25 protein-coding genes are annotated in these 25,711 nt (G+C 70.3%); 11 read left to right on the top strand and 14 right to left on the bottom strand.

Features of this window, described 5'->3' with window-relative positions; all coding sequences use genetic code 11:
* Positions 1 to 34 precede the first annotated feature (34 nt).
* Genes ACTMTF_RS07870 through ACTMTF_RS07855 form a run of 4 tightly spaced genes read left to right on the top strand, consistent with a single transcriptional unit; the run spans position 35 to position 4,260 of the window.
* Positions 35 to 328 carry a trypco2 family protein gene (locus ACTMTF_RS07870; RefSeq protein WP_441109965.1) on the top strand — a complete coding sequence of 98 codons (294 nt, stop codon included), beginning with the start codon at positions 35 to 37 and terminating at the stop codon, positions 326 to 328.
* A gap of 5 nt (positions 329 to 333) precedes the next feature.
* Positions 334 to 3,000 carry a tetratricopeptide repeat protein gene (locus ACTMTF_RS07865; protein WP_441109964.1) on the top strand — a complete coding sequence of 889 codons (2,667 nt, stop codon included), beginning with the start codon at positions 334 to 336 and terminating at the stop codon, positions 2,998 to 3,000.
* 16 nt (positions 3,001 to 3,016) lie between these two features.
* Positions 3,017 to 3,232 (top strand): hypothetical protein, encoded by a 216-nt coding sequence (locus ACTMTF_RS07860; RefSeq protein ID WP_441109963.1) that lies wholly within the window; start codon positions 3,017 to 3,019, stop codon positions 3,230 to 3,232.
* 47 nt (positions 3,233 to 3,279) lie between these two features.
* Positions 3,280 to 4,260 carry a DUF1838 family protein gene (locus tag ACTMTF_RS07855; RefSeq protein ID WP_441109962.1) on the top strand — a complete coding sequence of 327 codons (981 nt, stop codon included), beginning with the start codon at positions 3,280 to 3,282 and terminating at the stop codon, positions 4,258 to 4,260.
* Between the two features lie 43 nt (positions 4,261 to 4,303).
* On the opposite strand, the gene ACTMTF_RS07850 is transcribed toward ACTMTF_RS07855, so the two are convergent.
* Genes ACTMTF_RS07850 through ACTMTF_RS07835 form a run of 4 tightly spaced genes read right to left on the bottom strand, consistent with a single transcriptional unit; the run spans position 4,304 to position 8,181 of the window.
* Complete coding sequence (locus tag ACTMTF_RS07850) at positions 4,304 to 4,903, bottom strand: GTP-binding protein (RefSeq protein WP_441109961.1); 600 nt, start codon at positions 4,901 to 4,903, stop codon at positions 4,304 to 4,306.
* A complete protein-coding gene (locus tag ACTMTF_RS07845; protein ID WP_441109960.1) occupies positions 4,884 to 5,282 on the bottom strand; it encodes a DUF742 domain-containing protein in 399 nt (132 codons plus the stop codon). Before ACTMTF_RS07845 ends, ACTMTF_RS07850 begins: the two co-directional genes overlap by 20 nt.
* Positions 5,279 to 5,707 carry a roadblock/LC7 domain-containing protein gene (locus ACTMTF_RS07840; RefSeq protein ID WP_397012689.1) on the bottom strand — a complete coding sequence of 143 codons (429 nt, stop codon included), beginning with the start codon at positions 5,705 to 5,707 and terminating at the stop codon, positions 5,279 to 5,281. Before ACTMTF_RS07840 ends, ACTMTF_RS07845 begins: the two co-directional genes overlap by 4 nt.
* On the bottom strand, positions 5,704 to 8,181 hold the full coding sequence (locus ACTMTF_RS07835) for a sensor histidine kinase (RefSeq protein ID WP_441109959.1): 2,478 nt from the start codon (positions 8,179 to 8,181) through the stop codon (positions 5,704 to 5,706). Before ACTMTF_RS07835 ends, ACTMTF_RS07840 begins: the two co-directional genes overlap by 4 nt.
* A 370-nt stretch (positions 8,182 to 8,551) precedes the next feature.
* Between ACTMTF_RS07835 and ACTMTF_RS07830 the strand changes: the two genes are divergently transcribed.
* Entirely contained in the window at positions 8,552 to 10,405 is a 1,854-nt protein-coding gene (locus ACTMTF_RS07830; protein WP_441109958.1) for a BTAD domain-containing putative transcriptional regulator, read from the top strand.
* A 17-nt stretch (positions 10,406 to 10,422) separates the two neighbouring features.
* Here ACTMTF_RS07830 and ACTMTF_RS07825 read toward each other — a convergent pair whose 3' ends face one another.
* Together ACTMTF_RS07825 and ACTMTF_RS07820 are read right to left on the bottom strand one after the other, a co-directional pair.
* A complete protein-coding gene (locus tag ACTMTF_RS07825; RefSeq protein WP_441109957.1) occupies positions 10,423 to 11,559 on the bottom strand; it encodes a hypothetical protein in 1,137 nt (378 codons plus the stop codon).
* Positions 11,560 to 11,642: 83 nt separating this feature from the next.
* Entirely contained in the window at positions 11,643 to 12,128 is a 486-nt protein-coding gene (locus ACTMTF_RS07820; RefSeq protein ID WP_441109956.1) for a hypothetical protein, read from the bottom strand.
* Positions 12,129 to 12,318: 190 nt separating this feature from the next.
* On the opposite strand from ACTMTF_RS07820, the gene ACTMTF_RS07815 reads away from it, so the two are divergent.
* Positions 12,319 to 14,607: a polysaccharide lyase 8 family protein gene (locus ACTMTF_RS07815; RefSeq protein WP_441109955.1), complete on the top strand. Its 2,289-nt coding sequence runs from the start codon at positions 12,319 to 12,321 to the stop codon at positions 14,605 to 14,607.
* A gap of 163 nt (positions 14,608 to 14,770) precedes the next feature.
* Here ACTMTF_RS07815 and ACTMTF_RS07810 read toward each other — a convergent pair whose 3' ends face one another.
* Genes ACTMTF_RS07810 through ACTMTF_RS07800 form a run of 3 tightly spaced genes read right to left on the bottom strand, consistent with a single transcriptional unit; the run spans position 14,771 to position 17,455 of the window.
* Positions 14,771 to 15,739 carry a threo-3-hydroxy-L-aspartate ammonia-lyase gene (locus tag ACTMTF_RS07810; protein WP_441109954.1) on the bottom strand — a complete coding sequence of 323 codons (969 nt, stop codon included), beginning with the start codon at positions 15,737 to 15,739 and terminating at the stop codon, positions 14,771 to 14,773.
* A 24-nt stretch (positions 15,740 to 15,763) separates the two neighbouring features.
* Complete coding sequence (locus tag ACTMTF_RS07805) at positions 15,764 to 15,886, bottom strand: hypothetical protein (protein ID WP_441109953.1); 123 nt, start codon at positions 15,884 to 15,886, stop codon at positions 15,764 to 15,766.
* Between the two features lie 33 nt (positions 15,887 to 15,919).
* Positions 15,920 to 17,455: an ABC transporter substrate-binding protein gene (locus ACTMTF_RS07800; protein WP_441109952.1), complete on the bottom strand. Its 1,536-nt coding sequence runs from the start codon at positions 17,453 to 17,455 to the stop codon at positions 15,920 to 15,922.
* 113 nt (positions 17,456 to 17,568) lie between these two features.
* Here ACTMTF_RS07800 and ACTMTF_RS07795 point away from each other — a divergent pair, with 113 nt between their 5' ends.
* Entirely contained in the window at positions 17,569 to 17,859 is a 291-nt protein-coding gene (locus tag ACTMTF_RS07795; protein WP_441109951.1) for a hypothetical protein, read from the top strand.
* Here ACTMTF_RS07795 and ACTMTF_RS07790 read toward each other — a convergent pair.
* Positions 17,799 to 18,653 (bottom strand): helix-turn-helix transcriptional regulator, encoded by an 855-nt coding sequence (locus tag ACTMTF_RS07790; RefSeq protein WP_441109950.1) that lies wholly within the window; start codon positions 18,651 to 18,653, stop codon positions 17,799 to 17,801. The genes ACTMTF_RS07795 and ACTMTF_RS07790 overlap by 61 nt on opposite strands.
* A gap of 170 nt (positions 18,654 to 18,823) precedes the next feature.
* Between ACTMTF_RS07790 and ACTMTF_RS07785 the strand changes: the two genes are divergently transcribed.
* Positions 18,824 to 19,915, top strand: coding sequence for an alpha/beta hydrolase family esterase (locus tag ACTMTF_RS07785; RefSeq protein ID WP_441109949.1), 1,092 nt, complete (start codon positions 18,824 to 18,826; stop codon positions 19,913 to 19,915).
* On the opposite strand, the gene ACTMTF_RS07780 is transcribed toward ACTMTF_RS07785, so the two are convergent.
* Entirely contained in the window at positions 19,873 to 20,394 is a 522-nt protein-coding gene (locus ACTMTF_RS07780) for a MarR family winged helix-turn-helix transcriptional regulator (protein ID WP_441109948.1), read from the bottom strand. The two genes, ACTMTF_RS07785 and ACTMTF_RS07780, sit on opposite strands and share 43 nt — an antisense overlap.
* Positions 20,395 to 20,531: 137 nt before the next feature.
* Between ACTMTF_RS07780 and ACTMTF_RS07775 the strand changes: the two genes are divergently transcribed.
* The gene (locus ACTMTF_RS07775; RefSeq protein WP_441109947.1) at positions 20,532 to 21,443 is read left to right on the top strand and encodes a dioxygenase family protein; all 912 of its coding nucleotides are present in this window, start codon (positions 20,532 to 20,534) and stop codon (positions 21,441 to 21,443) included.
* A gap of 64 nt (positions 21,444 to 21,507) precedes the next feature.
* Here the strand turns inward: ACTMTF_RS07775 and dmpG are convergent, their stop codons facing one another.
* The 3 genes from dmpG to ACTMTF_RS07760 are packed head-to-tail and all read right to left on the bottom strand — an operon-like array spanning position 21,508 to position 24,289.
* Complete coding sequence (dmpG, locus tag ACTMTF_RS07770) at positions 21,508 to 22,554, bottom strand: 4-hydroxy-2-oxovalerate aldolase (RefSeq protein WP_441109946.1); 1,047 nt, start codon at positions 22,552 to 22,554, stop codon at positions 21,508 to 21,510.
* Positions 22,551 to 23,495 (bottom strand): acetaldehyde dehydrogenase (acetylating), encoded by a 945-nt coding sequence (locus ACTMTF_RS07765; protein WP_441109945.1) that lies wholly within the window; start codon positions 23,493 to 23,495, stop codon positions 22,551 to 22,553. Before ACTMTF_RS07765 ends, dmpG begins: the two co-directional genes overlap by 4 nt.
* Complete coding sequence (locus tag ACTMTF_RS07760; protein ID WP_441109944.1) at positions 23,495 to 24,289, bottom strand: 2-keto-4-pentenoate hydratase; 795 nt, start codon at positions 24,287 to 24,289, stop codon at positions 23,495 to 23,497. Before ACTMTF_RS07760 ends, ACTMTF_RS07765 begins: the two co-directional genes overlap by 1 nt.
* Before the next feature lie 132 nt (positions 24,290 to 24,421).
* Here ACTMTF_RS07760 and ACTMTF_RS07755 point away from each other — a divergent pair, with 132 nt between their 5' ends.
* A complete protein-coding gene (locus tag ACTMTF_RS07755) occupies positions 24,422 to 25,156 on the top strand; it encodes an IclR family transcriptional regulator (protein WP_441109943.1) in 735 nt (244 codons plus the stop codon).
* Between the two features lie 84 nt (positions 25,157 to 25,240).
* Positions 25,241 to 25,699, top strand: coding sequence for an organic hydroperoxide resistance protein (locus tag ACTMTF_RS07750; RefSeq protein ID WP_441109942.1), 459 nt, complete (start codon positions 25,241 to 25,243; stop codon positions 25,697 to 25,699).
* Positions 25,700 to 25,711 lie beyond the last annotated feature (12 nt).

Genomic DNA, 25,711 nt, shown 5'->3' with positions numbered 1-25,711 from the left:
GCCTGAACCCTGCGGAGGGTGCACTGTGGGAGAGATGCCGCTTGCCGCGACCATCGCCGCGCTGCGTGAAGAACTGGCCGAGGCGATGCGCGCCGCACGGGATGCCGACGTCCGGTTCGAGGTGGGGCAGGTGCAGGTCGAGTTCAACATCGGCGTCACGCGCGAGACCGGCGGCCAGGGCAAGGCCAAGTTCTGGGTCCTGGAGCTGGGCGGCGAGAGCTCGTACCAGAAGGAGGAGATCCAGCGGGTGACGCTGACGCTGGAGGCTCCGGTCGACCGGGCCGGGCGTCCCGTACGCGTGACCCGCGAGTTCACCGAGAAGCCCTGACGCCGGTGGACATCACCGGACGCGCCGTCGAGGTGCTCTGGTGGCGCGAGGACGGCACCTGGACGGTCGGTTCGGGTTTCCTCGCCGCCGACCGGCGGGTCCTCACGGCCGCGCACAACGTGTGCGACGGCGGCGTCGTGGCCGGGGAGATCTCGGTACGGCTGCTGAACCACGCTGAGGTGCCCGCCGAGGTCCTCTACGCCGACGCCGGGCACGATCTCGCCCTGCTCGGGACGGCCGAGATCCCCGGACTGGCCGGTCTCACCCCGATCCGGTTCGCTCGCGTCGATCGTTCCCTGGCCCATGCCATCGAGGAGTGCTGGGCGATCGGATTCCCGCGCTGGAGAGAGACCGAGCAGCTGGGGCGAACCGTCCCGCTGCGCGACACCTCCCACATCGGCGGGGTGATCCCGACCGGCTCCCACCTGCGCAGCGAGCTGCTCGAACTGCGGAGCACCTCGACTCCGGAGCAGGTCAGGGGCCAGGGCGAATCGGCGTGGGAGGGCATGTCGGGCGCGGTGGTGTTCGGCAGGGACGTGCTCGGCGACCCGGTGGCCGTCGGGGTCGTCATCGAACACCGCCTGAGCGAGGGCTCCTCGACCTTGACCCTGTCACCGCTCACCCGCCTGGCCGACGTCGCGGGGGACGTCGGCCCGTGGTGGCATTCCGATCCGCAGACCTGGGCCGTTCTGCCGAGGCGCGCCGTTCCCCGTGCCGTCTCCAGGCATCAGGACTTGCGCCGTCCGCTCGCCGACTTCACCGGCCGCGAACGGCTCATCGCGGAGGCCGGTGAGCGGGTGACCCGCCGGCTCGCGGACACCGTGCCGGTGCTCGTGTTGTACGGCATGGCCGGGATCGGGAAGACCGAGCTGGCCATTCAGCTCGCACACCGGCTGGGGCCGGTGTTCCCGCACGCCCGCATCATGGTGGAACTCGGGCGGAGCGAGGCCTGGGAGGTCTCGGCGGACGCCGCGATGATCCGGCTACTCCGCGGATTCGGGATGGACGTCGGCGATCTGCCCCCTGACCGCGAGAAACGGAAGAAGACTCTTCAGGAGTTCCTGCGCGACGGCCCCAGCCTTCTGGTTCTGGACAACGTGACGAACGAGAAGCAGATTCTCCCGCTGCTCCCTCAGTCCCCGGGCAGCGCGGCGATCCTGACCAGCAGGTCGGCGTTGTCGATCGACGGGGCGTCCCGGCTGGCGGTCGATCAACTGCCGACCGCGACCGGGCTGCGGATGTTCGAGCAGATCGTCGGCGCCGGCCGGGTCGCCCGCGAACCCGACACGGCGCGGACCATTCTCTCCATGCTCGACGGCCTTCCGCTGGCCATCCGCATGGCGGGGGAGAAGGTGTCCTCTCCCGCGCTGGAGAAACGCCCCTTGTCCTCCTATGTCGCTCTCCTGGCCGACGAACGTACACGTATTTCCCAATTGGCCGGGAAGGATCGGGGGGTGCGCAACAGCTTCGTGGTCAGCTATAACGGTCTGCCGGAGGACACGCGGCGGCTGTTTCGCCTCCTCGGCCTGCTCCCCGGTGTCGGCTTCGGCGCCGAACTGGTGGCCAGGGCCGCCGGCCTGGACGTGGCCGACGCCGAGCGCCTGCTGGGCGAGCTGGTCAACCTGCAATTGCTCCAGAGCGCCGGACGCGACGGCGACCGTTACCGGCTGCACGACCTGCTCAGGCTGTACGCGAGGGAGAACGCCGAGCAGACGGACTCCCCGGCCGACCGCCATGCCGTGCTGCGCCGTTCCGTCGAGTGGCACGCCGATCGGCTGCACGGCTGGATGTCGCTCCCCGGAGCCCATGAGCGCCCGCCCGACGAGGCGATCGCCTGGTTCGCCGAGGAGGACGCGAACGTGCACGCCGCCGTTCGCGCCGCGTACGACGCGGGGGACTGGGATCTGGTGCTGCGCGTCGCCGGGTCGCTCTACGGCCTGCTGTTCCACCGAAGTCACTGGGAGGGGATGGAGGAGGTCAAGGACATGGCGGTGACCGCCGCCCGGCGGGCGGAGGACGAGCGCGCCGAGCTCGGCTCGCTCGTCCACCTGGCCGAGGCCCGCCGCATCCTCGGTCGCGGCGCGGACACGCCGCGACTGTACGACCGCGCCCTGGAGATCGCCCGCGCGCTGGGCGACGACGGCGTGGCAGGCTGGGTCCTGACCCATTACGGGGACCTCCAGCTGGACCTCGGGCGACCCGAGGACGCCCTCGGCCACTACGCCGAGGCCGGTGACATCTACCGGCGCCAGGGTGACGAGGGCGCCCTGATCTGGCTGTCGGCGCACGTCGCGGACGCGTATGTGCAGGCGGGGCGGCCCGCGGACGCGGTACGCGTGCTGGAGGAAGCGCTTGGGATGAGCAGGCGGCGGCATGATGACCGGGCCGGGGTGGTGTGGTGTGAGTGGCACCTGGCACTGGCCTACGACCAGGCGGGCCGTCACCACGACGCCGAGGAGATCATGACCGGCCCGCTCGCGTTCCATCGCGAGGTCGGCGACCGGGCCGGGCTGGCGACCATGCTGACCATTCTCGGCGACATCCACGTCCACAGCGGCAGCCCGGCGGAGGCCCGCGAGGCGCTCACCGAGGCTCTGGACCTGGTCCGCGCGATCGGCATTCCCCGGCGGGAGGAGGAGATTCAGGCAGCCCTCGACCGGATCCCCTCCTGAGCCGCGCCCCGGTCCCTTGACGGCCACCGTCCAGAGGCCGGGCGTCGCGGCCGGCGCCCGCGACAACAGCGGCACGCACTACTTCCGGGGCCGGCCCGGCGTCTTCAAGGTGAAGCGCCTCTCCAACAGCCGGATCGCACCGAAGAGCACGTCCGGGACCGGTCACCGTGCCGCGCGGCCGCATCCGGTGGACGAGCCCACCCCGCCCTGGACAATCCTCCGCTCGGCGTGATCACAATATGGCGCTGTTCGCTGTCTTCTTCGCATGAAAGGGTGTACGTGATCAAGCGAGGTATCACCGGATTGTCGGCCCTGGTCGTCCTGATCCTCGGCACCGGCGTGCCGAACGCGGCGGCGGACGACCGCTCCGCCTTTCCCACACACCCCGGACCGGTCTACGCGACGGTCACCGACAAGAGCGGGAAACTGTCCCTCCAGACGTACGGGCGTCCGGACGGGAAGGACATGGTGTTCCGGATCTCCGGATCGGTGTACGCGAACATCGAGGGCAACAGCCTGGACCCGGCGTTGCGGCACGGCCAGAAACTCTTCAACATCGAGGGTTACAACATCCGGCGGCTGTACCGGGTACCTGGCACGAACCAGCTCTATCAGCTCTCCCGGGAGATCGTCTTCTACACCGACCCGGCGGATCCGCAGCGCGTCGTGCGCGAGTGGAAGAACCCGATCGACGGCAAGACGTACCCGGTCGTCCCCATCAACAATGACACGGTCAACTTCGGCCCGTTCCCGATCACCTCGTCCTTCGCGGGTCCGCCGTTGCGAGAGCTGCACGACGAGACCGTCTGGACCAGCGACATCGGCGTACGCGCGGACTTCGGCACCACGCTCGGCGAGCGGTTCGGCCTGACCGGCGGCGTGTACGCGGCGCAGGAGATGTTCGACTTCTCCGTCGACGAGCACGAGGTGGCGGCGCGCACCAGCGTCGGCGTCCCGTCCGGCGCGATGGAGACGAAGATCAGCTGGGCGCGGACCAGCCCGTGGGCGCCGTTCATGTGCCTGCCGGAGACCGACGTGCACGGTCAGCTCACCTACCATGCCCGCAGCTGGTCGCTGGACTCCTACGGCGACATCGAGCCGTGGCTGCGAGCCGAGGTCGACCAGAACCATCCGCTGTTCAAGGCCGCCCCCGGCGAGCCGGGGCCGAGCGAGAACTCCTGGACGTCCTTCTACAACAAGCAGCTCGGCAAGGGCGCCACCACCTGGGCAGGCTGGTGCGCCGCCAACGGCCGCCCCTGATCGTCCGCGATCCTCCGCGATCGCCCGCGACCGCACGGCCAGGTCAGGCCACGGGGTGCGGTGTGCCACGGGACTGGGCGGCCATCACATGGTCGACGAGCACCAGCAGCACATCGCGCCCTGCCGTCCGGTCGCGGGCGTCACAGAGCACCAGCGGCACCTGCGGATCGAGGTCGAGTGCCCGCCGGATCTCTTCCTGAGTGCGGTCGAGCACGCCGTGGAAGCAGTTGACGCCGACGACGAAGGGGATGCCGCGGCTTTCGAAGAAGTCGATCGACGCGAAGCTCACGTCCAGCCGGCGGGTGTCGACCAGGACGATCGCGCCCATCGCGCCGTTGACCAGGTCGTTCCACAGGAACCAGAAGCGTTCCTGTCCCGGCGTGCCGAACAGGTAGAGCACGAGCTCGCTGTTGATGGTGATGCGGCCGAAGTCCAGCGCGACGGTGGTGGTGGACTTGCCGCCCACGCCGTCCAGATCGTCGACGCCGACGCCGGCATGGGTCAGGTACTCCTCCGTACGCAGCGGGGCGACCTCGCTGACCGCGCCGACCAGGGTGGTCTTCCCGACGCCGAAACCACCGGCGATCAGGACCTTCACCGCCAGAGGAGCAACGTCGCCGTGGTCAGAGTCTGCGTAACCCATCTCTCACCGCCTCAAGGATCGCCATCTCGGGAATGCCGCCTGCCTGTGTGAACGCCAGCGGTGGCCGGCTCAGTAGCTGACCCGACTCGATCAGATCGCCGATGAGGATCTTCGTCACGGACACCGGGAGATTCAGCGCGGCGGCGACTTCGGCCACCGCCAGGGGCCGCTCGCACAGAGTGAGGATGGCGCGGTGCTCCGGCTGCATCCTCTTCAGGCCGCGTCCACTCCCCGGCGAGACCGCGGGCATCGTCGTCACCAGAGTGATCAGCGTCAGGTCGTCCCGCTCGGGAGCGGTTCGCCCGCCGGTGATCGTGTAGGGACGGACAAGGGGCTCGTCGGCGTCATCGTCCTCGAAGCCCTCTGTCCAGTGCTTCATCCGTGTCTCTCCCCGTCACTCGGGGTGCGCACGCCGGTCCCCAGCTTCTGGCCGACCTGCTGGATCAGGGTGTGCATCGCGACGCTCATCAGCTCGGCGTCGACCTCCTGGGACGCGACCACCGCCAGATGGGTTCCCCGGCCCGCGGCGGTGATGAACAACCACAGATCGGCCATCTCGATGATGACCTGGTGGACCGGCCCGCCGTTGAAGAGCTGGCCGACACCGCGCGCCAGACTCTGCTGGCCGGTGGCGATCGCGGCCAGGCGTTCGGCGTCCGCGCGTTCGATGGTCCGGGACCGGCTGACCACGAGGCCGTCGTCGGACAGCACGACGGCGTGCCGGGAGCCCGCGACCTGATCGACCAAGCCGTCCAGAAGCCAGTCCAGGTCCGTGTCGGTGGCGGTGGTGCGCTGCGTCATCATCGATCTCCCGTCGTAGGGGAACCGGGCTCGGGGGATCCGTTCGCCCGGGGCTGAGAGGCGTCGTCGCCGGTGCGGCGGAGGCGTGACTGCCTCTGGAAGGCGCCGATCGCGGCACCGGATCGGCGGGGCTGGTCGGGTACGGTCCAGGACTCCTGCCCGGCCGGTTCGGCCCGGTCCGCCGGGACCTTGAGCTCGGCCGCCAGGCTGGCCTGGCGCACCCGCTGGGGCAGCGGCCGGTTGTCGGGCGACGCTGCGGCGTCGTCCTGGTCCGGCGATCCTTCCGGTGTCGTCACGGACGCCATCGCACGTCCTCGGGAGCGGGCCGGCAGCTGACCTTCCTCGTGGGGCGGGGTATCCTCCGGAGGGCGGGGCGGTGCGCCGTTGGCGGCCCGGGGGGCCTTGCCGGGGAGCGTGGCCGGCCCGGGTACCGTACGCGGGCGGTCCACCACCAGTGATTCGGGAAGCAGCACGATGGCCCGGCTGCCGCCGAAGGCCGACGGCCGCAGTTCCACCTGGAGGCCGAGGTTCGCGGAGAGCCGAGCGACCACGTACAGGCCGAGACGCACGTCGTCGGCGTGGGTGAGCACGTCGAGCCGCGGCGGCGACCGCAGCAGGGCGTTGGCGGCGGTGTACTGCTCGGGTTCCATGCCCAGGCCGCGGTCCTCGATCTCCACCACGACGCCCCGGCTGACCGGCGCGGCGCGCACCTCGACGGGGGTCAGCGGCTTGGAGAAGGTGGTGGCGTTCTCCATGAGCTCCGCCAGGACGTGGACCAGCGGCTGCACCGCGCGCTCCCCGATCCAGGGTTCGCCCTCGACGTCGATCGAGATCCGGCGGTAGTCCTGGACCTCGCCCTGCGCGGCGCGCAGGACATCGAGCAGGTTGACCGGCTTGCGCCAGCGGCGTTGCGGCTGCCCGCCGCCGAGGATCACCAGGTTCTCCTCGTAGCGGCGCAGCCGGGCGGCGAGGTGGTCCAGGTCGAACAGGCCCTCCAGCACCTCAGGGTCCTCGTGCTTGCGCTCCAGCTCGTCCAGCTTCTTCAGCTGCAGGCCGATGAGGATCTGGGTGCGGCGGGCGATGCGCTGCAGCATGCGCTGGAAGCCACGGTGCTGTTCGGCCTGCCGCACGGCGGTGAGGACGGCGCTGCGGCTGGCCAGGTTGAGGGCCTGCCCGAGCTCGCCGAGCTCGTCCGGGGTGGGCCGGAGCGTGCGTACTTCCGCGTCCACGTCGACGTCCTCGCCACGCTCCAACCGGGCGACCACGTCGGGCAGCCGCTCCTGGAGCTCCTGGGCGTCCTGGCGCAGGTGGAGGATGCGCCGGCGAAGAACGGCGGTGAGCCGCCAGCTCGTGTAGAACACCAGCCCCAGGGCGAGCAGGCCCACGGTGGAGATGCTGATGAAGATCATGAAGATCATGTCGGCGTGATCGTAGCCCATCCGGCCGACATTCTCGGATCGCAGGCTCAGGAGCTGCCGCAGTTGCACGCTGACCGCGTCCACCGCGGCGCGCCATCTGGCGCTGTCGTCGCGGAGCGTCACCTCATCGCCCTCGGCGGCGCTCCCGGCGGCGATCAGCCGCCCTTCCAGGGCGGACATGGCCTCCCACGCCCTGCCGTCCGTCAGCTTCGCGTACGGGGTCTCGTTGCCCGTGAGAGCCGGAAGCACCCGGGACCGCATGAGGTGCTTCCTGGCGCCGATGGCGTCGGTGACGAGGCCGTACTCGCTCCTCGTCAGGGTGCCCGTTTCCCAGCCGCCGGCCAGCAAGGCGTCTTCGCTGCCGAGCGTGTAGACGACCCAGAAGAGGTCGGTCAGCGTCTGCGCCTTGCTGTTCACCTGGCCCTCGCCGGTATTGCCGAGGGCGGTCAGCACGCCGAGGTCTGACTCCAGGACGCTGCTGTAGTAGTCGAACGCGCGCTGTGTGCTGGACCGGCCGGCGTCGATCGCCCGGCGCTGTTGATCGAGGAGGGCGAGGCCGCGTTCGGTGCGGGTGACGGCGTCGGCGAGCCCTTCCTGCGCGTCGGAGTCGTCCAGGGCGGTCAGGGGAAGGAACGCCCGCACGGCCCGGTCGGTCGCCGCGCGCTGCTCGGCGAGCTTGCCGCGGGCGGCACCGCTCGGGCCGCCCAGCACCTCCGCGGTGAGCCGTCGCTCCTGATCAAGGCTGAAGAACAGGTCGGACGCGGGTCTGCCGGCGCCGGTGGTGGCCAGCTCCATCTGGGTCTGCTCCGCCTGCCACTGTGTGGCCAGCTGGTACATGCCCGAGGCCAGGAGCGGGGTGAAGGTCAGGCTCGGCACGAAGACGATGATGAGCAGTACGGTGCGCAACGGCAGCCGGCGGACACCGGTCAGACGACGCGGCCCGCCGCCGGCTGACCCCGCAGGCCCGGTCCCGTCGCCCATGGCGCCCGTCCGTCGTCGCCCGGCCCTGCCCAATTCAGCCACGTGCGGGACACTCTCCTCGCCGATCTGTAAGTCCATGACGAAAGTCGCCATGTAGGCGATTGGTGCCTGATAGTAGCTATACGGCAGGTTGAGCCGGAAGTCCCGGGTATCGCCGTCTCCCGCGCGATCGGGCCCGGATCGCGTCGCCGGCTCGCCGAGCTCGACCGTACGGTGCCCTCGTTGTAGGACGTTCACCGGACACCGGCGCGCCCTCCGCCTTCCTAGAGTGGTGATCAGTCGTGGCGAGCCCGGGGGATCCCTGCGACGGGCGGCGGTGTCGATGACGACCGCGCCGCCTGGCGATGACGCCGTTCCAGGCGAGTCGTCCGCGCTCTGGCCGTCCGCTCCCACGAGCAGGCCTCTCCGTCCGCTCGCGTCGGCTGTCCACGATGACAAGGAGGGCCTGATGGGACTGGGGATCAAGATCTTGGGGCCATGGGAGATCACGGCGGACGATGAGCCGGTGCGACTGACCGGTGAGCGGCGGGTCGGGGTCCTGACCAGGCTGGCGCTGAGCGCCGGGCAGCCGGTCTCCGCGGACGAACTCCTCGCCCAGGTGTGGGGCCAGGGCACGGCGACGACAGCGGGCAAGCAACTGCACATCGTGGTGTCGAAGCTGCGCGGCCTGCTCTCGCCGTACCAGGACGACGACGTCATCGCGACCGTCTCCGGCGGCTACCGGCTGAACCTCGCATGCGAGCGCGTCGACGCCCACCTGTTCTCGCTCCTGGGCCGCCAGGCACGTGCCGCACGGGCTCACGGCGAGATCACCAGGGCCGACGCGCTGTTCCGACGGGCCTTGGCGCTGTGGCGAGGTGACGCGCTGGCCGGCATGACCGCCTCATGGGCCCGGGTCGAGTCCGCCCGGCTGGAAGAGGAGCGCCTGGCCACGCTGGAGGACCACATCGACCTGCGCCTGGCAGCCGGCGATCACCACGCGGCGGTGCCGGTGCTCACCGCCCATGTCGAGGCCCACCCGCTGCGGGAGAGATCCCGCGCCCAGCTGATGCTGGCGCTGTATCGGGCCGCCCGGACGTCCGAAGCCCTCGCGGTGTACCAGGAGACGCGCCGCGTCATGGTCGATGAGCTGGGCATCGAACCGGGAGCGGCGTTGCGCCGGCTGCGGCAGGCGGTGCTCCGGCGCGATCCCGCGCTCGACCTCACCTCTCCCGCGCAGCGGACCACGGTCGTCGAGCCTGCCGTTCCGGTCGAACTCCCCGCCGACACCCGGTTCTTCACCGCCCGTGCCACGGAAACCGCCTGGCTGCACCGGACGCTCACCGACATCGTGCCCGGCTCGCCGGCCGTCGCCGCGATCAACGGTCCCGGCGGGGTCGGCAAGTCCGCGCTGGCCGTTCACGCCGCGCACACCATCGCCGATCGCTTCGCCGACGGCGTGCTCCATGTCGACCTGCGCGCCGCCACCGCCGGACTTCAGCCGTTGTCGCCGTACGAGGCCCTGAGCCGGTTGCTGCGCTCGCTCGGGCTTGACCGCGCCGCCCTGCCGGCCACCCTGGACGAGGCCGCCGCCCGCTACCGATCCCTTACCTCGACGCGCAAACTGCTCGTCATCCTCGACGACGCGCTCGACGCGAGCCAGGTCCGGCCGCTCATCCCCGCCGGGCCCTCGTGCGCGGTCATCGTCACCAGCCGCCAGATCCTGGCCTCGCTCGACAGCACGAGCCATCTGCGCCTGACCGGGCTCGACCCCGCCGACGCCGCCGCGCTGTTCGCCCGCATCGTGGATGCCGGCCGGGTCCGTGCCGAACCGGACGCGGCGCAGCGGATCGCCCGGCAGTGCGGCGGCCTTCCTCTCGCGCTGCGCATCGCGGCGGCGCGCCTGGCCGCCCAGCCCGATCGGACGCTGACCCAGCTGGCCGATCAGCTCGCCGACCCCAGCAGCCGCCTTGACGCGCTCGAACATGCCGACCTGGCGATCCGCGACAGCATCGCGGTCAGCCTTCAGCACCTTCCGGGGCGGCCCGTGGGCCGCGACGCCGCCCACACGTTCCTCCTGCTCGGCTCGATGGAGACCGCCACTCACACGGTGCCTGCCACGTCCGCCCTCACCGACTGGCCGGAACACCGCGCCGAGACCGCACTCCATCACCTCCTGGACGCCCGCCTCCTCGAACCCGCCGGGCCTGGCCGCTATCGGATGCACGACCTGATCCGCCTCTATGCCCGCGAGCAGGCCGCCCTCCATCTGCCCGAACCCGTGCGCGTCACGGCCTCACCGCCGCGATTCGACCGAGCCTGAACGACGGCCGCCTGATCTCAGCCGCGGCGGTAAGTGACGATCGACTCGGAGTCGCCGTCCACGATCGAGGTCGCCAGCCACAGCTGGGAGGTGCCCGGGATGCGCTCGACCACCGCCCGGGTCACCTCGCCGGGCGACGGCGAGCGCTCGCGCGTCCACGTCCGGCCGTCCCAGTGCAGCAGCACGACAGAGCGCGGAGTGGTTCCGATGCGCAGGCTCGCGATCCACACGTCGCGGGGGCCGAAGGCCGTCACGCTGGTCAGCCCGCCTCGCCAGTCCGGCGGCAGCTCGACCCGCTTCCAGGAGACGCCGTTCCACCGCAGGACGAGGGGGCTCTCCCCGGCATGTCCCACCGCCCACACGTCGGACGGGCTGTTCTGCCAGACGGCGCCCAGTGTGCCGCCACCCGGCACCACGGGCATCTCGGCCTCCTCGAACCCACGGGCCGAGCCGTGCCAGACCATCGGCTGCCCCCTGCGCTCTCCGGCGATCCAGGTGTGCCCCCCGCCCGCGCTCACCGCGCGCAGCTCGGCGGCCGGCCGGCTGACGACGAGCTTCCGGACGAAGCGGGCGCCGTTCCCCTGCACCGCCTGCGAGGACGAGATGAGGACGACGCGACCGCCGTCCACCGCGACGTCCCGCGCATTCAACGGCGACCGATGGCGTCGCCAGGAACGGCCGTCCCACTGCAGGGCGACGGGCTTGTCGTAGGCGCCGCCGCCCACCGCCCAGGCGTTGGCCGGCCCGTCGGCGTCGACCGCCGCGAGGCTGCCGCTATGGCCCGCCGGCAATCGCCGCCAGCGGGCGCCGTCCCAGTGGCGCAGGGTCATCTCCACGCCGTCCTCCCAGCCCTGGTAGCCGGCGGCCCAGGCGCGTTCCGGGGAGGCGGCGCTCACGTCGTACAGGCCTCGCTCCCAGTTGTGGTCGTCGGGCAGGCCGGGGACGAGCTTCCACCGCGCCGACAGCGGGACCTTCTCGTCGGCCGGCGTCGGCGCGGACGCGAGCTCGGCGGCAGGCTCGGAGACGGAAGCGAGCTCGGAGGCGGAGGCGAGCTCGGGCGCGGGCGGCGGCTCGGAGCTGACCGCCGACGTGGGCCCGGCGGCGCAGCCCTGTACGACCAAGCAGGCCACGACGGCCAGTAAACGTGTTCTCATCGACGCCTCCGCGACGGACTGTACAGCGCCGGTGCGAATCTCGATGCGCGAGAATCGCACCGGCGCGAGGCCGGCTGTGCTGATCAGCCCATGCAGTCCTGGTTCACGCGGATCAGGGCCAGCTCCACGATCTTGCCCTTCGCCGAGGCGCCGAAGAGGTAACGGGCCTTGGGGTTGCCGGGCACCACGACGGACGACATTCCGCTCTCCGACGTCCGCATCGCCGGGTAGGCCTTCTTGGCCTGCCGCATCGTGGAGCCGAGGCCGATGCCCTTGGCAGTCTTGACCCCCTTCGCGGCGAAAATCGCGGCCACTCCGAGCTTCTTGGAGATGTACAGCCCCACGCTGTCACGGCCGGTGGGGTGGGCCTTGAGGTCCCAGCCGGAGCACGCGCCGTCACCGGCGCGACTCTTGCGCACGACCGCGCCGGTCGCTGCGGCCTGCTTCGCGCTCATCCCGAGCCGGACCTTGCCATAGCCGTGCGGACCCAGCGTCGGTGCGGCGAGCGCAGGCGTCCCGGTGAGCACGAGCGCCCCAGCCGCGACGACCGCAACGAGAACTTTCTTCATGGCGACCTCCTTAGTGAACCGTCCTCAGCTTGGACGCGCCCTCCCGGCCAGAAGTTCGCCGCTTCGGCGCGCAAACCAGGGAAGTGCGCACAGCCGGATGCCGAGAATGCCATTGAGCCGAAAGAGTCCACCTGCTTGTTCGACATATGATCGTTTATCTGATATCTGCCTGATTGTCGGAAAGGCCTCCATGACCCATCCCCTCAGTCGGCGGTCCGCCCTGCTGGGCGCCGCAGCCGTAGCCGGCCTGGCGCTACGGGACACACCGGCCGAGGCGGTCGGTACCGCCGCGTTCGACGCCGCGCGTGAGCGGTGGGTGAGCCTCCTGGCCGGTGGGTCGGACAACTCCGCCTATACCGCCAAGACGCAGGCGGTCGAGGGCTCGGCCAACGCGGTGCTGCGCAAGATGAAGCCCACCCCCGGCCGCCCGAGCCTGTGGCCGGACCTGCCGCTGGAGGACCCCCGGACGGGCAATTTCAACCGTGCCTACAACCGCATGCGCACACTGGCGTTGGGCTGGGCCACACCGGGCACCGCCATGCACCGGGACAGGCAGGTCGCCGAGACCGCGGTCAGGGCACTGGACTTCCTGCACGAGCACGCCTACCACGAAGGGCTCGATCGGCGCGGCAGCAACTGGTACTGGTGGGAGATCGGCGTCCCTCGCGCGCTGACGGACACCTGCGCCCTGCTGTACGACGGCCTGCCCAAGGACCACCTCCAGCGCTGGCTGCGCCCGTTGCGCCGTTGGTGCCCCGACCCGGAGCGCCGCGTCAGCCACCCCGGCGTCGTCGAGACCGGCGCCAACCGGGCGGGCAAGGCCATGGCGGTGGCGATGCGCGGATTGCTCACCCACGACGCACGCCTGGTCAAGCGGGCCAGGGACGCGGTTTCCGACCTGCTGCGGCCGACCAGGGGCCCAGGCGACGGCTTCTACCGTGACGGCTCGTTCATCCAGCACGACGTTTACCCCTACACCGGCAGCTACGGCGTGGACTACCTGGAGAGTGTGGCCAAGCTGATCGCCATGCTCACGCGGTCACCGTGGGAGATCACCGGAATCGGGAACATCTACGACATCGTGGATCGCTCGTTCACGCCGTTCATCGTCGACGGGCTCATGATGGACTGCGTACGCGGCCGGCAGATCTCGGTGCAGGGACACCGTGATTACCACTCGGGGCAGAAGGCGGTCGAGGCCATCCTCACGTTGCTGGAAGCGGCGCCCGAGCGCTATGCCCAGCGCTGGCGGCCGCTGGTGAAGGGCTGGCTCACGCGCAACCAGGCCATCCCCTACGACACGCTCGCGCCACTGGCGAGCATCGCACGGGCCAAGGCCCTGCTGGAGGACCCGTCGGTGCCGGTCGGCCCGCCCATGACGGGCACGTACGTCTTCGCCGACATGGACCGGGTCGTGCACCGCCGTCCCACCTGGGCGTACGCGATCGCGATGAGCTCGGAGCGCATCGGCGCGGCCGAGGCCATGAACCGGGAGAACCTGCACGGCTGGTACACAGGCGACGGCATGACCTACCTCTACAACGGCGACCACACCCACTGGAACGACGACCTGTGGCCCACGATCGACCCGTACCGGTTGCCGGGCACGACCGTCGACACCCGCAGACGCGCCGATCTCCGGCACGGCAAGCGTCGCCTGCCGCCCACCCCGTGGGCGGGCGGCGTCGCACTCGACGGCGAGTACGGCGTGGCCGCCATGAAGCTGATCGCCGACGGCTCCTCGCTGCGGGCCAAGAAGGCGTGGTTCCTCCTCGACGACGCGGTGATCGCCCTCGGCACCGGCATCGGCGCCTCCGACGGCCGCCGCATCGAGACCATCGTGGAGAACCGCAACACCCACGACCGGCATCCGCCGATGGCCTGGGGCGACGGCTGGCTCCACCTGTCGGGTGTGGGCGGCTACGCGCTGCTCGACGGCGTCGACGCGAAGGTGATCCGCAAGAAGCGCACCGGCCGCTGGCAGGACATCGACAAGGGCGCCACCACCGGAGGCGACGACACCCCCGTCACCAGGTTCTACACGACGATCCTCATCGACCACGGCGTCGATCCGCGTAAGGAACGCTACGCCTACGCCGTACTGCCCGGCGCCTCCATCGCGCAGACCGTGGCCTACGGAGGGAGGGTCGAGATTCTCGCCAACTCCGGAGCGGTGCAGGCCATCTCCCGCGACAACGTGCTCGCCGCCGTCTTCTGGCGCGCGGGAACCGTCGAGACCGCGGACGGGCCGCTCGCCGCCGACGGCCCGTGCACGCTGCTGATCCGCCGCGACGACAGGCGAGTACGGCTCGCGGTCTCCGACCCGTCCAGGGCCGCCGACGAGGTGAAGATCACGCTGCCCTGGCCGGTGAAATCGGTCAAGGAAAGCGACCGTAGCGTGCGTAAGGCCAAGAGCTCGGTCAAGGTGGAGGTCGGTGGCAGCCGCGGGCACGCGCACACCGCGCTGGTGTACGTCTGAAACCGCCGGCCCCGATCGCGATGTAGCCGCGCACGCCGGTGGCCGAGTTCACCGATTCTCCGGCGACGACCACTTCAGCACGGCGGAGCGTTCCCGCCGTGAGACCCAGCGGGGAAGACGAGTCAGGCCCTGCCCGCGCTGCGGATCCAGGATCGGTCGGTGGTCACCGGCTGCCGGTGAGTTCGGTGAACCGCTGGGTGTCGATGTTGCCGCCGGACGCGATGATGCCGATGCGCGCCGGAGGGTTGTCGATGCCGGCCATGACGGCGGCCAGGGCTGTCGCGCCGCTGGGTTCGAGGACGATCTTCAGGCGATCGAAGGCGAACCGCATGGCGTGGACGATCTCTTCGTCGCTGACGAGGATGATGGCATCGACGAGGCGCTGGTTGATGGCGAAGGTGATCTCGCCGGGCGTGGACAGGGCCTGGCCGTCGGCGATGGTGCGGGGCACGGGGATGGTGACGCGTTCGCCGAGCTCCAGGGAGCGCTTGGTGTCGTCGCCGTTCTCCGGCTCGACGCCGATGACCCGGATCGCGGGCTGGAGCGTCTTGGCGGTGGTGGCGCTGCCGGCGATCAGGCCGCCGCCTCCGACGGGCACGATGAGGGCGCCCAGGTCCCCGGTCTCCTCAAGGAGTTCGAGGGCGGCGGTGCCCTGTCCGGCGATGACGTGGGGATGATCATAAGGCGGGATGAGGGCAAGGCCGCGATCTTCGGCGAGGGCCTGGCCGAGTGCGGTGCGGTCCTGGGTGTAGCGGTCGTAGGTGACGACCTCCGCACCGTATCCGGCGGTGGCCTCCATCTTGGAGCGGGGCGCGTCCTCGGGCATCAGGATGACGGCGCCGGCGCCCAGCTCGCGTGCGGCCAGGGCGGTGGCCTGGGCGTGGTTGCCGGAGGAGTAGGCGGCGATGCCCTTGGCCAGCTGCTTCGGGGAAAGCTGGGCGGCGGCGTTGTAGGCGCCGCGGAACTTGAAGGCGCCGATGCGCTGGAAGTTCTCGCACTTGATGAACACCTCCGCGCCGACGAGGGCGTTCAGGGTGCGGGAGGTGAGTACGGGGGTCCGGTGGACGATGCCGTTGAGGCGGGCGGCGGCCTCGCGGATGTCGTCGAACGAGACGGGCGAAGCAGTGGCCATGGCATTCCTTACGCTGGGAGGGGTTCAGTCGAGGGCGGCGATGGCGTGCGTCTCGACAGCGATGCCCTGCGCGGCGTTCTTGATGCCGATGGACGTGCTCTTCGCCGGTCGGCGGGATGCCTGCGGAGGTGAAAGAGGGGCCGCCACGACATCGCTGTGGCGGCCCCCTTCGACGAGGCGCTAGCCGGCGACCTGCACGCTGGTGAAGTCGTAGTCGCCGAGCACCGGCACCTGCCAGCCGGTCACGCCCTTGCGGAACGCGGCCACGTAGTTCATGTTGCAGATCGGGATCACCGGCGGGCCGTCCTTGATCACCGTGTTGAAGGCCTCCCGCATCGCGGCCCCGCGCTCGGTGTCGTCCGCGCTGGCCCGCACCTTCGCCAGCAGCTCCTTACCGCCGGGCAGCTCGTAGCCGCCGGAGTTGTACGACCCGCCCGGCAGGTAGAAGTCGGCGATGAACTGACTCGGGTCGGGGCGCCCGGCCTGAATCCCGGAGACGACGGAGGTGTACTTGCCGGTCCGGCGCGCGTTGATCATCTGCTGGAACTCGTAGACCTTGACCGACGCGTTGATCCCGACCTGCTTCAACTGGGCCTGCACCACCTGCGCCAAGGTCTGGTAGGAGGTGGTGGTGCCGGACGCGATCTCCATGTCGAAGCCGTTGGGGTAGCCGGCCTCGGCCAGGAGCTGCTTGGCCTTGGCCACGTCGTAGTAGGGCTTGGTGTCCTTCAGGTCGGGCGTGGCCGCCCAGTGGCTCTGCGGGAACGGCTGCACCGTGGGGACGCAGGTGCCCCCTTCCAGGTTGGTGTTGATCGCCTCACGGTCGATCGCGTACAGCAGCGCTTCCCGGACCTTGGGGTTGGACAGGGCCTTGTCCTTGGTGTTCAGCAGGAGGCCCATGAACCGCGTGTTCGGTCCGCTGACGATCGAGAGACCGGCCGCCTCGGCCTCCTTGATCTGCTCGCCGCTGATGCTGCTGCCGTCGACCTGCCCCGACTTCACCGAACGCAGCCGGGTCGATTCGTCGTTGAAGACGAGCATCTCCATGCCGCCGATGCCGACCGCCTGGACGTTCCAGTAGCCGTCGAACTTCGTGAAGCTGACCTTGCCCTGCTGCAGGCCGGTGACCGTGAACGGTCCGGTGCCGACCGGCTTGGTGACGAGGTCGGGGGCGTCCAGCGCCTTCGGCGAGACGGCGATGCCCGCCTCACCGGCCAGCGCGTTGAGCATGTAACCGGCGGGCTCCTTGAAGGTCAGCTTCAGCTCCAGCGGCCCGGTCACCTCGACCTTGTCCAGGATCGCCAACTGCCCGACCAGGGTGCCGCTCTTCTTGAACGCCTCGAGGGACGTCTTGGCCGCCTCGGCGTCGTACGTCTCACCGTCGTGGAAGGTCACCCCGTCGCGCAGGGTGAAGGTGAGCACCTTGTTGTCGTCGCTGAACTCCCACTTGGTGGCGAGGCCCGGGCCGAGTTCACCGGCCGGGGTCCGGTTGATCAGGCTCTCGTAGACCGCGTCCAGGAAGATCGGGTCCAGCGGCGCCGACTTGCGGGGGTCGAAGGAGGTGGGCATGCCCGGCACCGCCCAGGTGAAGACGGCGTCGCTCTCAGGCGCCGCCGAGCTTCGCGTGGACGTGCCCGTGCCGGCACCACAGCCGGCGAGGACGAGACCTGTGGCGAGAGCGAGGACCCCGATGGATGTGACCGATGCTCGTTTCACGGCGTTCTCTCCTTGGGAATCAAGCGCTAGTTGTCCAATTATCGGACAAAGCGTTTGATAGTTGTTGCGTCATGCTCTACTGCGGGTAACGTGGCGTCAAGGGGCCACCCCGCGTGAATCCCGAGCCCTGCGACGACTGCGGTACGCGGTCGGAGAACGTCTGGACTCCGGGCAACGGTGCCGTGGGTGTCCGCGACAAGTACTACCTGCCCGACGAGCCCGGCATCTGGGAAGCCACCTGGCACGACCTCGGTGAGCTGTCCTTCGACGTGTCCGTCACTACGGACGGGAAGGAGCGGACCTGCTCTGCCTGCCCCGTGCGACGCCGGATGGTGCTCGACCGTCAGCTCTCGACGGTCATGCGCTGGGTGCCGATGACCTTCAGCAACTGCAAGGTCCGGTAGGCGGGGGATTCGGGCTCGGCGGTGAAGATGACCACGTGCTGCTCCTGGTCGGGCACGGTGAGGACGTCGAAGTCCAGCTCGATCGCGCCGACCTGTGGATGCCGCACGGTCTGCCGCAGGTGACGGTCGATGCGGAACTGGTGGGAGTTCCACAGGCGGGCGAAGTCCTCGCTGCCGGCCACCAGCTCCGCCACCAGGCTCTTCAGCTCCCGGCTGTCGGGGTAGCGGGTGGCCGCCATGTGCAGGTAGCTGACCGCCGTGACGGCGAACCGATCGTGGATGCCCATGCCATAGTGCCGCCGGTCCGGGTCCGGGTGCAGGAAGTAACGCCGGATGAGGTTGCGCTCCTGACCGGGGGCCAGGGCGGAGAAGTCCTCCAGCAGGGCCGCGGCGAGCGGATTCCAGGCCAGAACGCGGCAGGTGGGGTCGAGGACGATCGCGGCGGCGTCGGTCAGCCGGTCGATCAGGTTCAGCGTGCTCGGTTGCACCTCGCGTACCGGCCCGACCGCCTCGTTCTCCTCCCTCTCCCCGGCGAGCTGGAACAGGCGGGCGCGCTCCTGGTCGGTGAGGCGCAGCGCGCGGGCGATGCCGCCGAGGACACGCCGTGACGGGTGCCGGCCGCGCGCCTGCTCCAGTCGCGAATAGTGGTCGACGGAGATGTACGCGAGCTGGGCGACCTCCTCGCGCCGCAGGCCCGGGGTGCGCCGGCGGTGCCCCTGGGGCAGGCCCACGTCCGCCGGGCTGATCTGCGCCCGCTTGTTGCGCAGGAAATGTGCCAATGCACGTCTGTCCACATGCCCCACGGTATGTCCCGTGCCGGGCCTCAGCCATGGACTCCTGGTCCCTGGCTGCGCGGGGCGGCCAGGGCGACAGTGAGGTTCGGCGGACGGTGGACACCGTGACGTACTGGCCGCACCGGCCATCGCAACCGCGCCACCCGTGCAACGGAAGGACAGGAACAGTGATGCAGGACAGCGTCGAGGTAGGCGGCAGGTCGCGAACCTACACCGTGGTGGGCCCGGCGGACGGCATGCCTTCGCAGGATCTGATACTCGTCTACCACGGGTCGCGACAGACCGGGGCGAAGCACCGGAAGTTCACCGGGAACACCTTCGACCGGCTGGCGGACGGCGGCACGGCGGTGGTCGTCTACCTGGACGGTTACCGGGGAAACTGGAACGACGCCCGCCGGGAGAGCTCGTTCCCGGCCCGTACGGAGAACGTCGACGACGTCGGCTTCACCCGGGCGGTGATCGAGAAGCTGGCGGCCGGCCACCGGATCGACCCGGGACGGGTGTTCGCCGTCGGCTACTCCAACGGCGGGCAGATGGTGATGCGCCTGGCCCACGAGGCGCCGGAGCTGATCGCGGGGGCGGCGGTGATCGCGGCGACCATGCCGGCGCCGGAAGACTTCCTGGCGGCCGGCGCACCGCCCGCGCCGATGCCGGTGCTGCTGGTTCACGGCACGAAGGACCCGATCATCGGGTACGCGGGCGGCGAACTGAGCTGGTGGGTACGGACGCTGTTCAAGGTCGGCGGCCGAAGCCTGTCGATGCCGGAGACCGCGGCCTACTTCGCGGCCCGCAACGGCATCACCGGCGAGCCGGCCGGCACAACGCTGCCCCAGCGCGCGGGCTCAGCCGGTGGGACGTCGATCGAACGCACCGACTACCGGCAGCCAGGACGGCCTCCGGTGACGCTGTACACGGTGCGCGGCGGCGGGCACACCATTCCGGGCCCCCGCAAGGCGCCTGCCGTTCTCGGCAGGACCAACCAGGACGTGAACACCGCCGACCTGGTCAAGGACTTCTTCGAGCTGCCGGCCCGCGGCCGGGCGACGGCGCCTCGCCCCGTTCCTGGCGGTCCGTGCGGGGATCTTCCTGGTTCGGCTACCGGTGTCGACGGCATCCCCGGGGTGGTCGTGGCGTGCGCGAAACGGTCGTCGCCTCGTGGTGCGCCTTCCTGGACCGGCGTTTTCCGGGGCGCCGTCCTTGAGGAGCGAGTTCGCCGCGGTCATCCATCGGCCGGTGGCTGCGACTCGGGAGTTCCGTCATAGCGGGTGTAGGTGGCGGCCATCGTTCCCGACGGGTCCAGCCTGGCCAGAATGGCGTCGCTGATGGCGGCCAGCTGCTCGACCTGTTCGCCGGTGAGAGCGTCGATGACGTGGTGGTGGACGGTCGCCACGTGACCCGGTGCGGTCCGCCGTACCTTCTCCCAGCCGTCGTCCGTGAGCCGGACATTGGTCGTGCGGCGGTTCTCCGGGCAGGAGAGGCGCTGCACCAGGCCCCGTCCCTGCAGGCGCGTCACCACGTGGGAGAGCCGGGGCAGCGTGGCGTTGGTCTGCCAGGACAGCTCGGTCATGCGCAGCGTCCGGCCGGGCGTCTCGGAGAGCGTCGCCATCACGTAGTACTCGAACTCCGTCAGGTCGGCGTCGTGGCGCAGCTGGGCATCGAGCACGCCCGGGAGAAGCATGATCACCGCGCGGAGGCGGATCCAGGCGCGTAGCTGCGGCCGGTCGAGCCAGGGAGTATCCACGGTCACGTCCTTCGGGAATGGTTGTAGCGACAAGTTTGCTGTGCACAGTGTTACTTGTCGCGACAACCAATCCTCCCCTACGGAAGCAGCGCCGCCGTCATGGCACACCGAAGCAGCACCGGCACCAAGGAGCCAGCATGACCTCGCCTGACGCCTCTCCGACCGCCGCCGCCGACGCCCGCATCCCGGCCGCGCACCCCTTCGCCGCGCACCTGAGGCGGACCGCCGCTCTCGAGGTCGCCGACCCGCACCGGTCGTGGACGCCACAGGACGGGCCGATGCCCAGCCTCTACCTGTCCCATGGCGGCGGCCCCCTGCCCTTCCAGAGCCCCGAATGGCTCACCCCGCTGCACGACTGGGCGCGCGCCCTGCCCAAGCCGAAGGCGATCCTGGTCGTCTCCGCGCACTGGGAGTCCGCGCCGCTGTCGGTGAGCGCCGATCGGCCCGACGAGCTGGTGTACGACTTCGGTGGCTTCGACCCGCTTTACCACACCTTCCGCTACGACACCCCGGACGCCGGCGAGCTGGCGCGGCAGGTGGTGGGGCTCATGCCGGACTCCGAGCATGTGCACCGGCACGCCGGCCGCGGCCTCGACCACGGCGCCTGGGTGCCCCTGAAGATCATGTACCCGGCGGCCGACGTTCCGGTGCTGCAGCTGAGCCTGCCCACCGAGGACCCCGACCGGCTGCTGGCCATCGGCGAGCGGTTGCGGCCGCTGCGGGAGGCCGGCGTGCTGGTGGTGGGGTCCGGTCACATGACGCACGGCCTGCCGTTCCTGACCAGGGAGATGTTCGAGGAGAACAAGGTGCCCGGCTGGTCGGCCGACTTCGACGCCTGGGCCGCCGACGCGCTGGCCCGCGGCGACGTCGCCGAGCTCGCCCGCTTCCGCACCGCCGCCCCGGGGATGCCCTACGCGCACCCGACCGTGGAACACTTCACCCCGCTGTTCGTGACGCTCGGCGCGGCCACCGACCCGACCGCGCCGGTGCTGACCACGCTCGACGGCTACGGCGTCGGTCTCTCCCGGCGTTCCTTCCAGGCGGCTTGAGCACGAACCCCGTCCGGCCGGACGGGGTTCGACCTGAGGAGAGGTCGCCCGTACCGCTGCGTGATCAAGGGGATCCGGGAGCCGATGGTGCTTCTGGCGCGGTACGGGTGGACGCGGCGAGGTCGAGGGCGATGTCGGTGATCATGTCTTCCTGGCCGCCGACCATGCCGCGCCGGCCGACCTCGACGAGGATCGCGCGGGTGTCCAGGCCGTAGCGCGTCGCGGCGGCCTCGGCATGACGGAGGAAGCTCGAGTAGACGCCCGCGTAGCCGAGGCTCAGGGTCTCGCGGTCGACCCGGACCTCGCGGTCCTGCAGCGGGCGCACGAGGTCGTCGGCGGCGTCCATCAGGGGGAACAGCTCGCAGCCGTGGTCCCAGCCCATCAGGTCGGCCACGGCGATGAAGGCCTCAAGGGGGCAGTTGCCGGCTCCGGCGCCCTGCCCGGCCAGGGAGGCGTCGACCCGGACCACGCCGTTCTCCACCGCGACCACGCTGTTGGCGACGCCCAGTCCGAGGTTGTGGTGGGCGTGGATGCCGATCTGGGTCTCCGGCCGCAGGACGTCCCGGTAGGCGCGGATCCGGTCACGAACGCCGTCCATGGTGAGCCGTCCGCCGGAGTCGGTCACGTAGACGCATCGGGCGCCGTAGGACTCCATGAGCTTGGCCTGTCCGGCGAGTTCGGCCGGCTCGGCCAGGTGGGACATCATCAGGAACCCGGCGACGTCCATGCCCAGCTCGCGTGCCGCGCCGATGTGCTGCGCGGAGATGTCGGCCTCGGTGCAGTGCGTGGCGACGCGGACCGAGCGGATGCCGAGCCGGTGCGCCTCCCGCAGGTCGCGCAGCGTGCCGATGCCGGGCAGGAGCAGGGTGGTCGGGATGGCGCGCCGGGTGACGTCGCAGACCGCCTCGATCCACTCCCAGTCGGTGTGCGCGCCGACCCCGTAGTTGATGCTGGAGCCGGACAACCCGTCTCCGTGGGCGATCTCGATCGCGGACACCCCTGCCTCGTCCAGCGCACCGGCGATCGACCGCGCTTGCTCGACGGTGTAGCGGTGCCGGATGGCGTGCATGCCGTCCCGCAGGGTGACGTCCTGGACGTACAGATCGGTCATCGGCCGGCCTCCTGGCGGTGGGCGGCGATGCGTTCGGCGGTCCGCAATGCCGCTGAGGTCATGATGTCGAGATTTCCGGCGTACGCGGGCAGGTAGTGAGCGGCCCCTTCGACCTCCAGGAACACCGACACCTTGACCGCGTCGCCGGGTGCGTCCGCCGGGACCAGCCCGTGCAGGGGGTCGTCGACGGCGACGGTTTCGTACTGAATCTTCTGCTTGAGCCGGTAGCCGGGGACATAGGCCTGCACGCGACCGACCATCGACTCGATCGAGTCGGTGACGGACTCGGTGTCGGCGCCGGAGACGAGGCAGTGGACGGTGTCGCGCATGATCAGCGGGGGCTCGGCGGGATTGAGGACGATGATGGCCTTGCCGCGCGCGGCGCCGCCGACCTTCTCGATGGCGGACGCCGTGGTCTCGGTGAACTCGTCGATGTTGGCCCGGGTGCCCGGGCCCGCCGAGCGCGAGGAGATCGACGCGATGATCTCGCCGTAGTGCACCGGGGTCACCGCGCCCACCGCGGCCACGATCGGGATGGTGGCCTGCCCGCCGCAGGTGACCATGTTGACGTTGGGGGCGTCGAGGTGTTCATCGAGGTTGACCGGCGGAACGACGTACGGCCCGAGCGCAGCGGGCGTGAGATCGACGACCGTGCGGCCCTGGGCGCGCAGGACCTCGTCGTGACGCCGGTGCGCGCCCGCCGAGGTCGCGTCGAAGACATACTGGACGTCGGCGAACTCGTCCAGCCCCACGAGGCCGTCGACGCCCTCGTGCGTCGTGGCGACCTTGAGCCGACGGGCCCGGGCGAGCCCGTCGGAGTCGGGGTCGATGCCCGCCATGGCGACGACTTCGAGCCGATCCGACAGGCGCAAAACCTTGATCATCAGGTCAGTGCCGATGTTGCCCGAGCCGATGATCGCCACTCTGGTACGGCCGCTCATCACGTGTCTCCTTCTGGCGCGAAGCTGATCCGTACGGATCCCAGATCCGAGATCCGGGCGGAGAAGACGTCGCCGGGCGAGGCGGGAACCATCGGGCCCAGCGCCCCGGTCAGGACGATGTCGCCGGCGCGCAGCGGATCCCCGCGGCGCGCGAGCGTCGAGGCGAGCCAGGCCGCCGCGTTGAGCGGGTCGCCGAGGCAGTCGCGGCCGCTGCCTTCCGAGACGAGTTCGGCGCCCCGGTACAGCCGCATCCCGACGTCGGCGGGCTCGAGGTCGTCGATCGGCACCCGGGTGTCGCCGAGGACGAACAGGCCCGATGACGCGTTGTCGGCGACGGTGTCGACGATCGTGATGTCCCAATCGGCGATCCGGCTGTCCACGATCTCCAGGGCGGGGCACACGTACGCCGTCGCCGCGCGCACGTCCGCCGTGGTGCAGTCGGGGCTGGTCAGGTCGGCGCCCAGAATGAGGGCGATCTCCGCTTCGACCTTCGGCTGCAGGAGCCGCCCGGCCGGCACCGTTTCCCCGTTGCCCAGGGCCATGTCGGAGAGCAGCGCCCCGAAGTCGGGCTGGTCGACGCCCAGTTGCCGCTGCACGGCTGCCGACGTCAGGCCGATCTTTCGCCCGATGAGGCGGCGCCCCGCGGCGAGCATGCGCTCGGTGTTGAGCCGTTGGACCTCGTACGCGGCGTCGAGGTCGCCATCGGCGAAGAGATCGCGGATCGGCGGGCACGGTGTGGCGGTGCCGGCGGCGGCCGCGAGCAGCTCCGCGGCCTTCTGGACGTCGGTGCTCATCGTGACTCCCCACGAAGGCGGATCGAGGGCATCTGTGGACCTCCGGAGCTGGGACTGTGGCCCCAGGTATAGGCGGGTAGTGCGAGGTATGCCAAAGTCTGTTCCGTGCGGCAGAACAGCCAGGGTGGGAACATGCTCGACAAAGTGGTGCTCATCCTCGATGCCTACCGGCCGGACGGCGGATCGTTCCGTCTGACGGAACTCGCGTCCAGAGCCGGGCTGAGCAAGACCACGACCTTCCGGCTCGTCGGTGACCTCGTCCGCCTCGGCTTGCTGGAGCGCGAAGGGGACCGATACCGGCTGGGCGGCACCCTGTTCGAGCTGGGATCGCTGGTGCCCCGCCGCCAGGACCTGCGCGAGGCCGCCCTGCCCTTCCTGCAGGATCTGTTCGAAAGCACCCGTCACACGGTCCATCTCGGCATCCGCGACGATCGCGACGTCGTGTACCTGGAGCGCATCCATGGCCATGACGCCGTGCTCCTGCCGTCCCGGATCGGGGGCAGGCTGCCGCTCACCTGCACGGCGATCGGGAAGGCACTTCTCGCGTTCTCGGCGCCCGAGCTGGCGGACGAGATCCTCGCCGATCCGCTGCCGCGGCTCACCAGGTTCTCGATCACCGACCCGCTGCGCCTGCGAACGGCACTGGAACAGGCTCAAGTATCCGGGCTCGCCTACGAAGAACAGGAAGCGGCGCTCGGCGCGAGCTGCATCGCCGCGCCGGTGTTCGCGGGTGGGACCGCCGTCGCGGCGCTGTCCGTGGCGGTACCTCGCGAGCAGTTCCGGCCGGCTCATCTCGCCCCGGCCGTGCGAACGGCGGCGCTCGGCCTGTCACGGACACTGCGTCAGCCCGCTGAGCCGAGACGCTGATCAGACCCTCGTCATGGCATAGAACGTTCGGTCTTGACAGGAGTGCAGCCTAAGGCCACGATGGAGGTAGAACGTTCTGTCTGGTTGAGCGCCACGAAGGGAAACCGCATCATCATGAGCAAACCGCTCTATATCGGCATTGCCACCTCCACCGGCGACGGCAGGGCGGGAGGGCAGGCGCGAACCGACGACGGCGTGCTCGACATCTCCCTGGCGATCCCGAAAGAGATGGGTGGTCCCGGCGGTGCGACCAACCCGGAGCAGCTGTTCGCGGCGGGATGGGCGTCGTGCTTCCACTCGGCGCTCAAGGCCGTCGCGGCACAGCGGAAAACCCCGATCGCCGACTCCGCGGTCGTCGCCGAGGTGCAGGTGTACTCGACGCCGGAAGGCGGGTTCAGCCTCGGCGCCGCACTGCATGTCGAACTGTCCGGTGTGGAGCAGGCGGTGGCCGACGAGCTCGTCGAAGCGGCCCACGCGATCTGCCCGTACTCCAACGCCACCCGCGGCAACGTTCCGGTGACCGTTGACGCGACCGTCGCCTGATGCCGGTGATCG

The organism is Nonomuraea sp. ZG12, assembly GCF_052068115.1.
GTDB lineage: Bacteria > Actinomycetota > Actinomycetes > Streptosporangiales > Streptosporangiaceae > Nonomuraea.
Note: the sequence above shows the minus strand (reverse complement) of the source record. Positions and strands in the feature narration are given on the sequence as shown.

Coding starts and splice junctions, on each gene's coding strand:
- ACTMTF_RS07870 (WP_441109965.1), top strand. CDS start 35: ATGCCGCTTGCCGCGACCATCGCCGCGCTGCGTGAAGAACTGGCCGAG.
- ACTMTF_RS07850 (WP_441109961.1), bottom strand. CDS start 4,903: ATGGGTTACGCAGACTCTGACCACGGCGACGTTGCTCCTCTGGCGGTG.
- ACTMTF_RS07845 (WP_441109960.1), bottom strand. CDS start 5,282: ATGAAGCACTGGACAGAGGGCTTCGAGGACGATGACGCCGACGAGCCC.
- ACTMTF_RS07840 (WP_397012689.1), bottom strand. CDS start 5,707: ATGATGACGCAGCGCACCACCGCCACCGACACGGACCTGGACTGGCTT.
- ACTMTF_RS07835 (WP_441109959.1), bottom strand. CDS start 8,181: ATGGACTTACAGATCGGCGAGGAGAGTGTCCCGCACGTGGCTGAATTG.
- ACTMTF_RS07830 (WP_441109958.1), top strand. CDS start 8,552: ATGGGACTGGGGATCAAGATCTTGGGGCCATGGGAGATCACGGCGGAC.
- ACTMTF_RS07825 (WP_441109957.1), bottom strand. CDS start 11,559: ATGAGAACACGTTTACTGGCCGTCGTGGCCTGCTTGGTCGTACAGGGC.
- ACTMTF_RS07820 (WP_441109956.1), bottom strand. CDS start 12,128: ATGAAGAAAGTTCTCGTTGCGGTCGTCGCGGCTGGGGCGCTCGTGCTC.
- ACTMTF_RS07815 (WP_441109955.1), top strand. CDS start 12,319: ATGACCCATCCCCTCAGTCGGCGGTCCGCCCTGCTGGGCGCCGCAGCC.
- ACTMTF_RS07810 (WP_441109954.1), bottom strand. CDS start 15,739: ATGGCCACTGCTTCGCCCGTCTCGTTCGACGACATCCGCGAGGCCGCC.
- ACTMTF_RS07785 (WP_441109949.1), top strand. CDS start 18,824: ATGCAGGACAGCGTCGAGGTAGGCGGCAGGTCGCGAACCTACACCGTG.
- ACTMTF_RS07775 (WP_441109947.1), top strand. CDS start 20,532: ATGACCTCGCCTGACGCCTCTCCGACCGCCGCCGCCGACGCCCGCATC.
- dmpG (WP_441109946.1), bottom strand. CDS start 22,554: ATGACCGATCTGTACGTCCAGGACGTCACCCTGCGGGACGGCATGCAC.
- ACTMTF_RS07765 (WP_441109945.1), bottom strand. CDS start 23,495: ATGAGCGGCCGTACCAGAGTGGCGATCATCGGCTCGGGCAACATCGGC.
- ACTMTF_RS07760 (WP_441109944.1), bottom strand. CDS start 24,289: ATGAGCACCGACGTCCAGAAGGCCGCGGAGCTGCTCGCGGCCGCCGCC.
- ACTMTF_RS07755 (WP_441109943.1), top strand. CDS start 24,422: ATGCTCGACAAAGTGGTGCTCATCCTCGATGCCTACCGGCCGGACGGC.